12 protein-coding genes and 2 tRNA genes are annotated in these 13,494 nt (G+C 68.9%); 7 read left to right on the top strand and 7 right to left on the bottom strand.

From position 1 onward, the window contains the following. Positions 1-197: 197 nt before the first annotated feature. Positions 198-767 carry a hypothetical protein gene (locus AB0I88_RS19940; protein ID WP_361026199.1) on the bottom strand — a complete coding sequence of 190 codons (570 nt, stop codon included), beginning with the start codon at positions 765-767 and terminating at the stop codon, positions 198-200. Positions 768-912: 145 nt separating this feature from the next. On the opposite strand from AB0I88_RS19940, the gene AB0I88_RS19935 reads away from it, so the two are divergent. Continuing rightward, complete coding sequence (locus AB0I88_RS19935) at positions 913-1,308, top strand: Imm1 family immunity protein (RefSeq protein WP_361026196.1); 396 nt, start codon at positions 913-915, stop codon at positions 1,306-1,308. A 59-nt stretch (positions 1,309-1,367) separates the two neighbouring features. Here AB0I88_RS19935 and AB0I88_RS19930 read toward each other — a convergent pair whose 3' ends face one another. Genes AB0I88_RS19930 through AB0I88_RS19920 form a run of 3 tightly spaced genes read right to left on the bottom strand, consistent with a single transcriptional unit; the run spans position 1,368 to position 4,956 of the window. Beyond that, complete coding sequence (locus AB0I88_RS19930; protein WP_361026428.1) at positions 1,368-1,778, bottom strand: DUF6262 family protein; 411 nt, start codon at positions 1,776-1,778, stop codon at positions 1,368-1,370. Then, positions 1,775-3,862, bottom strand: coding sequence for a site-specific integrase (locus tag AB0I88_RS19925; RefSeq protein ID WP_361026193.1), 2,088 nt, complete (start codon positions 3,860-3,862; stop codon positions 1,775-1,777). Before AB0I88_RS19925 ends, AB0I88_RS19930 begins: the two co-directional genes overlap by 4 nt. Further along, a complete protein-coding gene (locus AB0I88_RS19920; RefSeq protein WP_361026190.1) occupies positions 3,859-4,956 on the bottom strand; it encodes a tyrosine-type recombinase/integrase in 1,098 nt (365 codons plus the stop codon). Before AB0I88_RS19920 ends, AB0I88_RS19925 begins: the two co-directional genes overlap by 4 nt. 197 nt (positions 4,957-5,153) lie before the next feature. Between AB0I88_RS19920 and AB0I88_RS19915 the strand changes: the two genes are divergently transcribed. From AB0I88_RS19915 to AB0I88_RS19905, 3 genes are all read left to right on the top strand, one after another. After that, positions 5,154-5,241, top strand: a tRNA-Ser gene (locus AB0I88_RS19915). Between the two features lie 9 nt (positions 5,242-5,250). Continuing rightward, positions 5,251-5,337 (top strand) — tRNA-Ser (locus tag AB0I88_RS19910). Between the two features lie 90 nt (positions 5,338-5,427). Beyond that, a complete protein-coding gene (locus tag AB0I88_RS19905) occupies positions 5,428-6,015 on the top strand; it encodes a dihydrofolate reductase family protein (protein WP_361026187.1) in 588 nt (195 codons plus the stop codon). On the opposite strand, the gene AB0I88_RS19900 is transcribed toward AB0I88_RS19905, so the two are convergent. Continuing rightward, a complete protein-coding gene (locus AB0I88_RS19900; protein WP_361026184.1) occupies positions 5,993-6,556 on the bottom strand; it encodes an NUDIX hydrolase in 564 nt (187 codons plus the stop codon). The two genes, AB0I88_RS19905 and AB0I88_RS19900, sit on opposite strands and share 23 nt — an antisense overlap. A 47-nt stretch (positions 6,557-6,603) precedes the next feature. Here AB0I88_RS19900 and AB0I88_RS19895 point away from each other — a divergent pair, with 47 nt between their 5' ends. Next, positions 6,604-6,801: a hypothetical protein gene (locus tag AB0I88_RS19895; RefSeq protein WP_361026181.1), complete on the top strand. Its 198-nt coding sequence runs from the start codon at positions 6,604-6,606 to the stop codon at positions 6,799-6,801. Between the two features lie 89 nt (positions 6,802-6,890). Here AB0I88_RS19895 and AB0I88_RS19890 read toward each other — a convergent pair whose 3' ends face one another. Both AB0I88_RS19890 and AB0I88_RS19885 read right to left on the bottom strand, forming a co-directional pair. Then, the gene (locus AB0I88_RS19890; protein ID WP_361026178.1) at positions 6,891-8,474 is read right to left on the bottom strand and encodes an MFS transporter; all 1,584 of its coding nucleotides are present in this window, start codon (positions 8,472-8,474) and stop codon (positions 6,891-6,893) included. A 135-nt stretch (positions 8,475-8,609) separates the two neighbouring features. Continuing rightward, entirely contained in the window at positions 8,610-10,469 is a 1,860-nt protein-coding gene (locus tag AB0I88_RS19885) for an elongation factor G (protein ID WP_361026175.1), read from the bottom strand. A 246-nt stretch (positions 10,470-10,715) separates the two neighbouring features. Here AB0I88_RS19885 and AB0I88_RS19880 point away from each other — a divergent pair, with 246 nt between their 5' ends. Beyond that, positions 10,716-11,306, top strand: coding sequence for a CPBP family intramembrane glutamic endopeptidase (locus AB0I88_RS19880; RefSeq protein ID WP_361026172.1), 591 nt, complete (start codon positions 10,716-10,718; stop codon positions 11,304-11,306). Between the two features lie 58 nt (positions 11,307-11,364). After that, positions 11,365-12,936, top strand: a complete 1,572-nt coding sequence (locus AB0I88_RS19875; RefSeq protein WP_361026169.1) for a DHA2 family efflux MFS transporter permease subunit — start codon at positions 11,365-11,367, stop codon at positions 12,934-12,936. Positions 12,937-13,494: the final 558 nt, after the last annotated feature.

Below are 13,494 nucleotides of genomic sequence, written 5' to 3'. Positions count from 1 at the left end.
GCAGCAACTCGGACGCCCACTCTGCGCGCTGATCAGCGGCCACGTCGGCGCCCGACGGCAACCGTGGCTGCCGAACAAGCCTCGCCGTTCTCTATCTGACGCAGGGCATCGGCCCACAACCAGGCGGGTCCCAAACTCACGCCCAATGAAACCTGCGGGCAGATGCCGGGACCCAAACTCCCGACTAAACGGGACCGCTACTCACGCTCAGAACCAACACGACGAACATCGCCGTCGTTGTAGTCGCGGATCGCTGAGTAATGCCCGTAGTCGCCGATGACGATCGCCAGACGGGCGGGGCAGTGCGGGCAGTCGAGGTGGTAGTGCTCGTCGGTGAAGTCCAGGCTGATCGAGGCCCAGAAGGTGTAACCGGCGAAGGCCAGAGTGCCCTGCAACCGCCTGACCAACGTGGGCCCGGTGCAGGTGGCGACGCGGGCTCGGGCGAGACGGTGGAGGACTGCCAGGACATCAGGAATAGCCCGGACCAGACGGTCATCCTCGTGATTCCGGTGCAGCGTCCGTGTGATCACCGCGGCGAGGTCCAGCGCTCGGTCCCGCTGCTCGGTGTCGCCGGCCTGCGCGAGCTGGCTGAGCGTGGGAAGAGCGGCGAACCCGACGGCGAAGAAGCATTCGTCCTCGACGATCAGCCGTCGGTCGAGTTCATTCCAGAGGGCAGCATCGGGCTGAAGCTTGAGTCGATCGAGTAGTCGCTCGACGACGACACCAGAGTCACCTCGAGCATCCCGCACTGAGCCCCAGTCGATCACCGCTCGATCAAACACTACGGTCGATCGGCATCCCCCGGGGTGGTGCTTGAATCCGGGCATCCCGACAAGCTTGACTGCGATCTTGGGAGGTTCAGGGGGTCTCGTAGCCTTGCCTGACTACGGTCGCGACCCTGAGGAGAGGAACTTGCGCGCCAAGATCAGTTGGCGGGAGGACGAAGACGGCCATCTTGTCTCTTGTGATGAAGAACTCCGGTATGCGCTCGCGGAGGCGGAGCAGGACGCGGGCCGTCAGCCATTGATAGCTGCAGTCACTCTTGACGACGGTGACTCGCTCTCGATCGGGCTGGGCCGTGAGGTCTCGGTGTTGAGTTTCGTGGGCGCATCCGGGATGCCGCCCTATTTCAGCAGCCAGGGACGCGCGCGGCGACGAGACGACGAAGGCGTGGTTTTCCACTACTTCGGGCACTGGACGGAGTTCCCTCCGTCCGCTGCGCTGCCGGTAGAGGACGCTGTCGAAGCCGTTCGCTACTTCTGTGAGCACGGCGAGTTGTCTCCGCAGGTGGACTGGGTTGAGGTGTAGGTCCACTTATCGGATCGGCTCCGGGTCGCGAACGAGCACCATCGGGCCGGCTCCTTTGGTCAGCCCGGTCTGTTCGGCGACGTCGTGCGGCGAAGCGTCATGAGTTCACCGAGTAGCCGAGCATTGTCAGCGCGGAGCTGGGTGTTCTCGGCGCGCAGCTGGGCCAGCGCCTTCGTGGCGACAGCAAGTTTCACGGTCGCCGAACTCGCGGTCGAGCGTTCGGCAGCCGGGAGCGGCACGGTGCCTTGAACCGCGGTGCGCTCGGCCATGATGGCCTGGCGTAGCTGCGGCTGGGTGTAGAGGAAGTCTTTCGAGACGTTAGCCTCGGCCGCGACGCTGGTGAAGTTGATCGGGCCGCCCCGGGCCCGGATCGCGATGAGTGCCCGCTGCGCGCGGGCGGTGGCTTCGTCGTGTTTGCGCTGGGCCGCGGCTCGTAGACGTGTGACCCGAGCATCCCGGTCCTGGCTCAGGACGCCTCCTCAGCGCGGATGGTCTCTTTCTCGGACTCGAGGCTGGCGATGATGACCTCGAGTCGGCTCAGAGTCTTCTCGTGTGCCTCTGCGGCGCGATGACGGCCCTGGTCCTTGGCCAGGTCCAGTTCGCGTAGCGCCTCGTCACGCTGCCGGATGTGGATGGGCAGGAACGTAGGCGTTGTGCGGAAGAAGGGCTTGCAGCTCAGGCACGGGGTAGGAACGAAGTCGCAGTTCTGCTTCTCCGGCAGGGTGCAGTACCCGTTGGGAAGCGTCGAGCGGATCATCTTGTCGCGGAGACGTTCGACCTGGGCGGCGCCGGCCGCTGCTGCCGGCGTCCGTTGCCCGTTCACGTCGATGGCGTGGTTGACGAACTCAATGTATTTGGTCCGCAGCGTGTCTTCATGGATCTCCGCGTAGGACTGCATCATGACGGCGGACTTGTGGCCGAGGAACTTCTGCACCTCGTATTGGCTCCAGCCCTCGTTGAGCAGGCCGGTAGCGATGCTGTGTCGGAATCGGTGCAGGTTCGGCCCGGTGAGGATCTCTCCGGTCAACGCCGACGACGTGATGCCGTTGCGGCGGTAGGCGGACCAGACGGCGGCGCTGAAGCGAGCGTAGGGCCAGTGGGTGGACTCGGTAGCGCCCGGCAGCAGAGTGTTGGTTCGCGGCGTCGGCCCGGCATAGGGAAACATCCAGGGGCATGCCTCGCCGTAGTGCTCGACGACGGCCGCCGCGTGAGCGGCCAAGTCGCGGCCAAGACGGTCCGGCAGCGGCACTCGCCGCCAGTCCTGCGTCTTGGTCTGGAAGTATTCCAGGCTGTAGCCACGCCCTTCGACGTGTCGGATGCAGTCGCGAGGGAGCAGTAGCGCCTCGGACGCCCGAGGCCCGGTAGCTCGGAACAGACGCAGCATCAGCCGCATTTCAGCTGGCAGCATCAGGTCGTTGGCGATCATCTCGTCGAGACGCTGAAGCACATCGGCCGGAAATGGCTTGGGCTGGCGAACCTTGCGCACGATGTTCTCGCCGCGCAGGAGGAACGTGGTGTCCGGCAGATCCGGAGTGATGCCTTCTGCGCGCAACTCGACCAGGTTGCGGGCCAGGGAGTTGACGCCGATAAGGTCGGCGTTTCCGGGGTTCTCGAATCGGACCCAGTGCACGAAGTCCAGGAACACTCGCCTGGTAAGGGCCGCTGGTTCGATCGGCCCAGCTTCTTCGGCCATGAACCGGCTCATCAATCCAGCGCCTTGGATGTATCGGCGAACCGTGGTCCAGGTGCGAGTGCCGGCCTGCAGATGTTGGCGAGCGAGCCTCTTCATTCCCTGGAGCAGCCAGCTGCAGGTGACCGGTCGCCAGTAGATCAGGCTGAGTCCGGCGGCCTGCGAGTTGGGAATCCCGAGGTCGGCGTGATGCCACACCTCGGCGTCCCAGGGGTCTGTCGTGGCTAGCGTCAGGATGCGGATCATCTTCCTGAGCGCGGTGCGGAAGTCGCGGAACGGTTTTCCCCGTCCCCGGAAGAGTCCGGCGTTGGGATCACCCTTGGACGGCTCCAGAGCGAGGACGTCAACGGGAAAGTCCAGCAGGCTGCGAAGCTGATGCTCCCTGCCATAGGCAAGCGTCTCGCGGAGTACGTTCACGACGTACTCGCCGCAGGTCCAGTGCCCACGGGTGATCCGGATTCCCGTGATGTAACGCAGTTCCAGAGCCAGCTGCGGATCCGCGAGCGTGAAATCGACCGGTGGGAAGAACGGTTTCCGGGTGACTGCGCCGCCCGGTGCACGAATCGGCCGAGCCCCGGACTGCTCGGCGACGAACGCGTCAACCGCGGACATCCCGCCGCCCTGCTTTCTGAGGCGCCGTCGATGTCCCACACAAAGCACGTCGGTCGGTCGAGGTTTGTCGCCCTCCGCCGTACCCGCTGGCCGGTTGCAGCCCGCGACGACGCACTCGCTGGTGCCACTGGCCACCAACTGCAGCGGGCGCTCGATCAACCACACATCCGATTGCCACGGACCAGGGAGAATCGGCAACGAGGCGGGTGCTGGCGAGGTTGCAGGATTCATTTGACGCAGGTCTGTGCTCATGGGTCCAGCCGATCGCCGAATGTCGCTCGGTACTTGTCCTCGATGTCCGCCTCAACCAGGTGGATGTAGACGTCGGCGCTGCTGGCGTTGCTGTGGCCCAGCCGCTTCGCGATCTCCGGTGCGCTCCAGCTCGCCTTGGCCAGCGCGGTGCCGTGGGTGTGCCGCAAGGTGTGGGGCGTCAACGCAACCCCGGCGCGTGCCCCGATCGCCTTGACTCGTTGAATGGCGTTGGCGTAGGTCATCGGCCGGCCGAGAAATCGGCCCGGCGACAGCGTGACGAACACGTAGTCGCTGTCGATGCCGAGCGGCAGTTGCTCGTCGACCAGGCTCTGACCGTAGAAGTCGAAGAACCGGGTGGGCATGTCGACGGTGAACGTGGCCCGCTGCTTCGACAGTGCGGCGTTGGCGTTGTTTTCCCGGCGCACGATCGTGACCCTCTGCCGGGCGATGTCCAGGTCTTCGTGCCGCAGCCCCAAGGCCTGACCGATCCGTAGACCGCCGTCGTACATGGCGCTCAGCAGCGTGCGGTCCCGCGCCGTGCTCGCCGCGGTGACCAGACGATCGAAGTCGTCCTCGAACGCCACGATCTGCGGCACCGGCGACTTCGGTCCCTTGACCCGGATCCGCCGTTGCAGCCGGCCACGCCGGGCCTCGATGTGCGCCAAAAACCGGTACGCGGTCTGACCCGGCGTACGTGCCTGGCGGTACAACGCGAGGTCCTGCGGGCCACGGCCCTCCAGCCGCCAGTAGTCGAGGAAGGAGCACACTGCAGCCAGCACCGCCTCCTGAGTCGCCCGACTTCGCGGCCGCGGGGCCCGAGCCTCGCCGACCCGGTGCAGGGCCGGCACGGTCCCATCGGCCAAGTCCTGCACGAACGCGCACAGCCCCTCGAAGTTCAGCTGCTCCCAGCTGACACCGCGGCCGGTCAGCCAGCGAAACCACAGCGCCAGGTGCCGCGCGTACGACACCACCGTGTTGCGCGAGGAGTCGAGCGTCCGCAGGTACCCCAGGAAGGTCTCGACCTCTTCGATCGGCAGCCCGTCGAGCCCCACGACCGTCGCGGTCGTCACGCCCGACGGCAGACGAACCGGCATCGATCGGACGGCCAACTCTGCACGCACAGCAACCGACCCCTCCTGTTACGGACTAAATAGACATAAAGCGACCGTAACAGGATCAAGAACTACCTCAGCGGATCTCCGAGAGTGACCGCTGAGCGTGTCGTACGACCAGCAACAGTCGGGCTACGGGAGTAGAGATAACGAATCCCGCCGACCCGACTGTTCGATCGGGAGACGCCAGCCGATGGGTGCCGGCCGCCGCTTCGAAAGCGGTTGGAGGTTTGACGCCTCGTGGGGGTTCGACTCCCTCCGTCTCCGCGTGATCTTGGAGGAGCCGGCCCGGCTTCGGAAACGCCGCTGGAAACGGCGTGGGCCCCGCGAGGGGCCCCGTGGGTTCGAATCCCACCTCCTCCGCTTCGTTAGGGAATCGCCGCGTGAACGGCTTGCGTGAATCGGCCGCGGGGGAGAAACCTGCGAGGAGGGATGCGCAGAAGGAGGCCTGCCATGGGCAAGGTCGTCGCTGCCCTGTCCATGTCTCTGGACGGGTTCGTCGCGGATGAGAACGACGGCGTCGGTGAGCTGTTCGGGTGGTACCAGAACGGCGACGTCGAAGTGCCGAGCGCCGACCCACGCTGGGTCTTCCACGTCTCCGAGGAGAGCGCCGGTTTCCTGCGGCCCGCCCTGACCGGCGCGGGCGCGCTGATCTGCGGTCGGCGGCTCTTCGACCGTACCGATGGGTGGGGTGGACGGCACCCGGCCGGCTGCCCGGTCTTCGTGGTCAGCCACACGGTGCCCGGCGGCTGGCCGCGCGAGGACTCCGCGACCAGCTTCTACCCCGACGCGATCACCGCCCTGGAAGCGGCGCAGGACACCGCCGGGGAACGGACCGTGTCGGTGTCCACGCCGACGCTCACCCAGCAGTACCTGGACGCCGGCCTGCTCGACGAGATCGTCGTGTCGCTGGTGCCGGTGCTGCTCGGCGCGGGTGTCAGCCTCTTCCGCGAGCAGGAGGTGGGCCCGATCCGCCTCGCCGACCCGTCGGTCATCGAGGGAAGCGGCGTCACCCATCTCACCTACCGAGTGCTGCACTGAGTTTGCGCAGGAAACGGCCCAGGTGCGGGTCGAAACCGGCCGGATCGGCGGTGGCGATCTCCACCGGGGCCCACCAGCGCGCCTGGTGGAACTCTCCGGCGTCGGGCTGCACCTCCTGACTGCGGGACAGTTCGACCAGGTACCACAGGCTCACGTCGATGTGGCCGGAGTCCAGGCCGACCGTCTCGGTGACGGTCAGGAAGAGCGGCTCGGGCGACGGTTTCGCCGTCACCCCCAGTTCCTCCTTCAGTTCGCGGACCGCCGTGTCGTACGGGTCCTCGCCCACCTCGACGTGCCCGCCCGGCGGCAACCACAGCCCGGCGTTGCGGTGCTCGACCAGCAGGACGCCGCCGTCGGCCGGATCGACCGGCACCACGTAGGACACCAGGTGCCTGCCCGGCTCGGCCGGCTTGACCCGCCGGTAGACGTCGTCGGTGCTCCGCAGCCAGCCGAGCACGTGGCCGCGGTGCTCGCCCTCCAGGTTGTCGACCGGCTCCAGCCTGGTCACGAGCTCGTGCACTGCCGCCACCGTTGAACGCATGCGGGCATGATGGCAGCCCTTGACGCCGGGTGGGTGACAATCGGCGGATGATCATGCGGGTGATCCGGCTCACGAAACCGGCCGGCGGCGCCCCGGTCCGGATCGCCGACGGCGACGACGGGGCGCCCGCGGCCGGCCGGGCTGCTCGCGGGCGGCAACAGGCGGTGCGGCGGTCGACGACACGCTCGGCTGACGGGCTGATCTCCGACTCCGCAGGCGGGCGTGGGCCCGGCCACCCCTCATAAGGGCGGATCGCCCGGTTCGACCCCGGGGCCTGCGACTGACGGCGTCCGCTGTGAACCGGCCCGTGCACCGCGGCGGCCCGGATCGGCGCTCAGCCCAGCAGGTTGCCGTCGCCCTCGGACGGCCGTGGGTCCGGCAGGCGGGTCATCCGGAACGAGTTGAGCAGCCCCAGCAGGGCGGCCAGCAGCGGGATGATCAGCGCCGCCTGGAGGGCGACCGGCCGGGCCTCGGTGTTGATCCGGATGATCTCGTCGCGTACCTCGGCCGGCCGGTCCGCCAGCAGGCTGTCCAGGTGCTCGTTGGTCATCACCTCGGCGTTGTGCTCCAATGCCTGGGCGACCTCCTGCTTCTCGCCCGGGTCCAGCACCGTGCTGCGGTCGGCCAGAGTGGTGAACGACAGGCTCAGCGCGGCCAGCATGATCGCCCCGGAGAAGGCCAGCCCGAACGACAGGCCGAACGATCCGCCGGCCGAGTTGACCGCGGCCGCCTCGCTGACCCGTTCCTCCTCGACCGGCGAGAGCGTGTAGTTGTTGAGCTGCGACACCAGCAGGCCCAGACCGGCGCCGGCGACCGCCAGCGGGATCAGCAGCTGCCAGCCGAAACCGGCCCGCGGCACCAGCGGGATGAGCGCCAGCGTGCCGAGGCTGAGCAGCAGGAACCCGGTGCGGATGATGACCGCCGGGCGGCGTTTCCCGGCCCGGCGCCCGGCCAGCAGCGCGACCGCGAACATGGTCAGCGACAGCGGCGCGAGCGACAGGCCCGCCTGCAGCGCGTTGTACTCCAGCACCATCTGGAGGTAGATCGGCAGCGCGATCATGACGCCGCCGAGCGTGATCTGCTGCAACAGCTGCCCGGTGATCCCGGCCCGGAACAGCCCGGAGCCGAACAGCCCCGGGTCCAGCAGAGCCGGCTGCTCCGCCCGCTTACGCCGCACCAGCCAGTACGCGAGACCCGCCAGCGCCAGCAGCCCGAGCAGGATCAGCGCCAGCACCCGGTCGCCGCCCTCCTGCCAGACCAGGATGCCGAGCACCACGCCACCCATGCCGACCACCGACAGGACCGCGCCGACCAGGTCGATGTGCCGGGGTCCGGTGTACTCCACGTTGCGGATCAGGCCGATGCCGGACAGCACCACCGCGATGATCACTGCCTCCAGGGCGAACCCGACCCGCCAGGACAGGAACGTGGTGATGAACCCGCCGAGCAGCGGCCCCACCGCGGCGGCGATCGCGGCCGCGGCGCCGACCATGGCGTACACCTTGGTCTGTGCCTTGCCCTCGAAGTTGCCGTGGATGAGCGACTGCATCGCCGGCAGCAGCAGCGACGCGCCGATGCCGCCGATCAGCGCCCAGCAGATGATGATCGGGGTCAGGCTCTGCGAGACGGTCATCGCGATCGCGCCGACCGCGTAGCCGAGAAGGCCCAGCACGTACGCCCGCTTGCGGCCGATCAGGTCGCCGACCTTGCCGCCGATCAGGATGAACGCGGCCGACACCAGCGCTTCCAGGGCGATGGCCGACTGCACCCGGCTCGCCGTGGTGTCCAGGTCCCGGACCACCGCCGAGATCGACACGTTCATCAGCGACGTGTCCACCACCAGCACGAACATCGCCATCGACAGCAGGACGGCCAGCCGGTTGGGACGGCCGGTCGCCGTCTCCGCTGCACTTGTCATCGGGCTGCCCTTCACCGCGGATCGGAAGGTTCAGCCTGCTCGGCGGGGCGGCGCCACGGCATCCCCCCTTGCGGATGAGATCACCGTGGCGCCGCGGACGGGCAGGATGAGGTCACCGTGGCGCCGCGGACGTGCCTACGCCGCCGGACGGTAGCCGGCCGGGCGGCTGGTGAACGTGCCCCGGCCGTGCGTGCGGCTGCGCAGCCGGGTGGCGTACCCGAACAGCTCGGACAGCGGAACCGTCGCGGTCACCGTGCGTACCGTCGAATCGGTCACCTGAGCACGCCGCGCGGCGAGATCGCCGAGCACCGCGCCGAGCGCGTCCGAGGGCGCGCTCACGGTGACCTCCGCGACCGGCTCGAGCAGCGTCAGCGTGCAGGCGCGCAGCGCCGCGCGGAGCCCGAACCGGCCGGCCGCGCGGAACGCCATCTCCGACGAGTCCTTCGGATGCGTCTGCCCGTCGGTGAGCGTCACCCGCAGCCCGACCACCGGATGACCGCCGAGCGGACCGTCGGCGAGCGCCTCCCGGCAGCCCACCTCGACCGCCCGGATGAACTCGGCCGGCACCCGGCCACCGGTCACCGTGGACGCGAACGAGAAACCCGTCCCGTCGACCGGTGTCACGTCCAGCACGACGTGCGCGAACTGGCCCGCGCCGCCGTCCTGTTTGACGTGCCGGTAGAGCACGCCGGTGACGCCGCCGGTCACCGCCTCCCGGAACCGGACGCGCGGCCGGCCCACCGTCATCGCGAGCCCGGTGCGCTGCCGCACCTTCTCCACGGCTACCTCCAGATGCAGCTCGCCGAGACCCGACAGCAGCGTCTGCCCGGTCTCCGCGTCGGTGCGCACGGACAGCGACGGATCCTCGTCGGCCAGCGCCGCGAGCGCCGCCGGCAGCTTCTGCGCGCCGTCGGAGGTACGCGCCTCGACCGCCACCGACACCAGCGGCTCGGCCGTGCGCGGCGCCTCCAGCAGCACCGGATGCCGCCGGTCGCACAGCGTCGTGCCGGTCCGGGCGGCCTTCACACCGGCCACCGCGACGATGTCGCCGGCCACCGCACGGTCGACGTCGGTGTGCCGGTCGGCCTGCACCCGCAGGATGCGGGCGATCCGCTCGGTGCGCCCGGCGCCCGCGTCCCACACGGTGTCCCCCTTCGTGATCGTGCCGTCGTAGACGCGCAGGTAGGTGAGCCGGTCCCGCTTCTTGAAGACGAGCGCCACCAGGTCCTTCGCCGGGTCGCCGCCGGGTGCGGGCAGATAGTCGACCACCGCGTCCAGCAGCGGCTCCACACCTTTGTCCCGGTAGGCGGAGCCGCAGAGCACCACCACCGCGCTTCGGGACAGGCTCAGGTCACGGATCGCCTTCCTCAGCGTCGTATCGGACATGTCGTCGAGGTGTTCGAGCGCTTCGGGATGCAGTTCGGCGACCGCCTCCTCCAGCCTCCGGCGTGCCTCCCGCGCCTGTGGGGGCGGAGCGTCGACGAGGTCGATCACGCCGGCGAAGTCGCCTTCCCGGCCGATCGGCTGCTGCACCACCAGCGGAGTGACCTCCAGCTTCTCGCGGATCGAGGCCACGGCGGCGTCCAGGTCGGCGCCCGGCCGGTCGAGCTTGTTGACGAAGGCGATGCGCGGCACCCCGTACCGGTCGGCGGTCCGCCAGACGCTCTCGCTCTGCGGCTCCACCCCGGCGACGCCGTCGAAGACGGCGATCGCGCCGTCCAGCACCCGCAGCGACCGCTCCACCTCGTCGGAGAAGTCGACGTGTCCCGGCGTGTCGATCAGGTTGAGCCGGTGACCGGCCCAGTCACAGCTGACCGCCGCCGCGAAGATGGTGATGCCACGATCGCGCTCCTGCGGGTCGAAGTCGGTGACGGTGTCGCCGTCGTGCACCTCGCCGGTCTTGTGGGTCATGCCGGTGACGAACAGGATCCGCTCGGTGAGCGTGGTCTTGCCGGCGTCGACGTGCGCGAGGATACCGATATTACGGACATGCATGATGAATAGGTCTTTCGAGTCTGATCGGAAGGCGGACTGCGCCGTTACAGGCAGAGACCAGCCCCGGTGGCGCAGCCGGAGCCGGCCGCACCAGACACGAGAATCAGCTCGAAACGCGACGCGGGGATGACGACGGCGGTGCGGTAACGCATGGCCGTGCCTCCTCTCCGGTCGCGGTGATGCGGCCACGTTACGGAAGACTCCGCCGCGGCGTCGACCGATTAATGTGGGGCGATCGTCCTTCTGGTGCTGGCGTTCATGGCGGCGGTCCGCGTGTGGAACCGCCGCGGCCCGGCGCGCGCGCAGCCCTACACCGGGCCGCTCGCCGCGGCCGCGCTGGTCCTTCTCTCCGGGCTCACTCCCGCCGAGGCGGGCCTCACCCTCACCGCCGGCTGGGGGTACGCGCTGGGCGCCGCCCTCCTGATCGCCGCCGGATACGGGGTGGGCCTGCTGATCCCGGCCGTGCGGCGGGCGCTCGCCGAGCCGTACTTCCCGCACCCGGTCCGCAGCGCCCTCGTCGAGGTGCCGCTGAGCACGGTGATCTTCGAGGAGGTGGCGTTCCGCGGAGTGCTGTTCGCGTTGATCAGCCGGGACCACGGACCGCTCTGGGCGGTGCTGCTCACCTCGGTGCTCTTCGGTCTGTGGCATCTTCCGGACCGGCGAGAAGTGGCGTTCACCACCCTTGCGGGGGTCCTTCTCAGCTTTCTCCGGTACCTCGGCGGGGGACTTCTGGCCCCGTTCGTGGTCCATTGGACCGCCAATGGCCTGGGAATACTCACCTCAGCATGGGTGCGCCGAACGGGGCAACCGGATATCGGCGGCGCTGATAAATCCTGAGATCGCTGTCGTACCCCGCCGCTACGCTCCGGAATGCCGCCCAACCTGTGGAGATGTTGTGAGCAGTCAATCCGCGGCGGCGCCGGCGAAACTCGACGGCGCCGTCCTGAAGATCGCCGGGGTCGTCGTCCTCGGCGCCATCATGTCGATCCTCGACGTGACCGTGGTCAGCGTCGCGCTGCCCACCTTCCAGAAGGAGTTCAACGCCACCTACGCCGAGGTGGCCTGGACGATGACGGCCTATACCCTGGCCCTCGCCACGGTCATCCCGCTCACCGGGTGGGCCGCTGACCGGTTCGGTACCAAGCGGCTCTACATGGCCGCGCTTCTGCTGTTCACCCTCGGCTCCGGCCTCTGCGCCACCGCCGACGGCATCGGCCAGCTCATCGCGTACCGGGTCCTGCAGGGTCTGGGCGGCGGCATGCTCATGCCGCTCGGCATGACGATCATGACCAGGGCGGCCGGGCCCGAGCGGATCGGCCGGCTGATGGCCGTCCTCGGCATCCCGATGCTGCTCGGCCCGATCGGCGGCCCGATCCTCGGCGGCTGGCTGATCGACTCGTACAGCTGGCAGTGGATCTTCCTGATCAACCTGCCGATCGGACTCGCCTCGCTGATCTACGCGCAGATCGTGCTGCCGAAGGACAGCCCGGAGCCGTCCGAGTCGTTCGACTTCGTCGGCATGCTGATGCTCTCGCCCGGCCTCGCCCTGTTCCTCTACGGGGTGTCCTCCCTGCCCGAGGAGCAGACCGTCACCGCCGACAAGGTGTGGATCCCGATGCTGGTCGGCGCCCTGCTGGTGATCGGCTTCGTGTTCTGGTCGTTCAAACCCGCGCACCCGCTGCTCGACCTGCGGCTGCTGCGCAACCGCAACCTCACCGTCGCGTCGATCACGCTGGCCGTCTTCACCGTCGCCTTCATGGGCGCCGGGTTGCTCTTCCCCAGCTACTTCCTGCAGATCCGCGGCGAGTCGACGCTGCACGCCGGCCTGCTCATGGCGCCGCAGGGCATCGGCGCCATGGTGACCATGCCGATCGCCGGCGTGCTCGCCGACAAGGTTCCGGTCGGGCGGACGGTGCCGTTCGCGCTGATGCTGATCGCGGGCGGGTTCTACACCTTCACCCAGGTCGGGACGGACACGTCGTACCTGCTGCTGTGCGGCTCGCTGTTCGTGATGGGCCTCGGCATGGGCGGCACCATGATGCCGATCATGACGTCGGCGCTGCGCACCCTGACCAACCACGAGGTGGCCCGCGGCTCCACCCTGCTGAACATCCTGCAGCAGATCGCCGGTTCGGTCGGCTCCGCCGTCATGTCGGTGATCCTCACCAGCGAGCTGAACGGGTCGCCCGCCATTCCCGGCGTGACCAACCCGGTGACCGGCGCCCCGGTCACCGAGGCCGGTCTCGCCATGGCCGCCCAGTCCGACCCGGCGATCGCCCAGAGCGTGCCCGACCCGACCTTGATCGAGCGCGGCCTGCAGTTCGCGGCCGACTCGTTCGCCAACACCTTCATGGTCGGTTTCGTGCTCATGACGCTCACCCTGATCCCGGCGCTGTTCCTGCCCCGCAAGAAGGAGGAGTCCCACCTCCTCGACGACGAGAACGTCGCACCCGTCGTCCTGCACTGACGCATCCCACGTCACGCCCGGCCGGTCTGTTCCCCGGCCGGGCGTTTCGCTGCCCGCCCGGGGGAGCCGGCTGGTCGTGGGGGTCGTTTCCGTGTGTTCGAGGCAGCGCTGACATCCCGGCTGGCCGAATCGCTCGCCCCCGCCCGCCCGCCTGCACGCCCGCCGGGCGGGCGAGGTGCACAGCGCGCCGACGGTGTGCCCCGAGCACTGCTGTGACACTCGTGAGCGACCGCGGGGCCCTGCGTGTGTGCCGAATCGCTCGGCCCCGTCTGCCCGCCGGGCGGGCGCCCACAGCGCACCGACGGTCCGCCCTGCCGCCCCGCCGCTCTGCCGCCCTGCCGTTTTGGCGTTCGGGCGTTCTGGCGCCCTGGCGTTCGGGCGCCCTGGCGTTCTGCCGCCCTGCCGCCCTGCCGTTCTGGCGTTCTGCCGCCCTGCCGTTCTGCCGCCCTGCCGTTCTGGCGTCCTGGCGTTCTGCCGCCCTGCCGCCCTGCCGTTCTGGCGTTCTGCCGCCCTGCCGTTCTGCCGCCCTGCCGTTCTGGCGTCCTGGCGTTCTGCCGT

It is taken from the genome of Actinoplanes sp. NPDC049802 (genome assembly GCF_040656595.1).
Lineage (GTDB): Bacteria > Actinomycetota > Actinomycetes > Mycobacteriales > Micromonosporaceae > Actinoplanes.
The sequence above is the reverse complement of the archived record's forward strand: the minus strand, read 5'-3'. Positions and strand labels throughout refer to the sequence as shown.

What these genes read in the sequence shown, in the direction of transcription:
- AB0I88_RS19925 (WP_361026193.1), bottom strand. Translation starts at nt 3,862, where the DNA reads ATGAGCACAGACCTGCGTCAAATGAATCCTGCAACCTCGCCAGCACCC.
- AB0I88_RS19920 (WP_361026190.1), bottom strand. Translation starts at nt 4,956, where the DNA reads ATGCCGGTTCGTCTGCCGTCGGGCGTGACGACCGCGACGGTCGTGGGG.
- AB0I88_RS19905 (WP_361026187.1), top strand. Translation starts at nt 5,428, where the DNA reads ATGGGCAAGGTCGTCGCTGCCCTGTCCATGTCTCTGGACGGGTTCGTC.
- AB0I88_RS19900 (WP_361026184.1), bottom strand. Translation starts at nt 6,556, where the DNA reads ATGCGTTCAACGGTGGCGGCAGTGCACGAGCTCGTGACCAGGCTGGAG.
- AB0I88_RS19895 (WP_361026181.1), top strand. Translation starts at nt 6,604, where the DNA reads ATGATCATGCGGGTGATCCGGCTCACGAAACCGGCCGGCGGCGCCCCG.
- AB0I88_RS19890 (WP_361026178.1), bottom strand. Translation starts at nt 8,474, where the DNA reads ATGACAAGTGCAGCGGAGACGGCGACCGGCCGTCCCAACCGGCTGGCC.
- AB0I88_RS19885 (WP_361026175.1), bottom strand. Translation starts at nt 10,469, where the DNA reads ATGCATGTCCGTAATATCGGTATCCTCGCGCACGTCGACGCCGGCAAG.